This is a genomic window from Paractinoplanes toevensis, assembly GCF_018332695.1.
In the GTDB taxonomy this organism is placed as follows: Bacteria; Actinomycetota; Actinomycetes; order Mycobacteriales; family Micromonosporaceae; genus Actinoplanes; species Actinoplanes toevensis.
On sequence record NZ_BOQN01000193.1, the window covers coordinates 1 to 622 of the forward strand.

The window sequence follows — 622 nt, forward strand, 5'->3', positions numbered from 1 at the left end:
AACGCGAAGCCGGCCACCCCGCCGAACACGCAGCCCATGACCGCCTGGCCCTGGCCGCCGATGTTGAACAGGCCGCCGCGGAAGGCGATCGCCACCGCCAGGCCGGTGAAGACCAGCGGGGTGGCGTAGGTGAGGGTCTCGGAGATCGGGCCGAACGCGGCCTGCCAGCTGCCGCTGCCGTCGAACCAGGCCTGGAACGAGGCCGGGTCGAAGATGGCGCCCTTGAACAGGTCGGCGTAGGCGCCGCTGATCAGGTCCCAGCTCGCCTGCAGGGCGTCGCTGGGCCGGGAGGTGAAGTAGGCGAACTTCGACAGCACCTCGGAGTCGGAGACCACGATCAGCACGGCGCCGACGACCAGCGCCAGGAAGATCGACAGGACCGTGACCGTGACGGTGTTGGCCGACCAGAGGTTCTTCAGGAAGAGGGTGAGGAAACCGTCTTCTTTTTTGGGCGACTCCTTGGCGGGTGGAGGCGCCTCGACGTCGGTGGTCACTCTGCTTCCTCTTCCTCTGCCGACTCCGCGCCGGTGATGCCGGCCATCAGCAGGCCGATCTCCTCGCGGGGCATGTCGGGCGAGACGGTGGCCAGGATCCGGCCGCGGTACATCACCGCGATCCGGTC

Annotated in this window: 1 pseudogene; it reads right to left on the reverse strand. The window is 68.3% G+C overall.

The window, feature by feature from the left end:
- Window positions 1–494, reverse strand: a pseudogene (locus Ato02nite_RS49980) (ABC transporter permease); the annotation flags it as partial.
- Window positions 495–622: the final 128 nt, after the last annotated feature.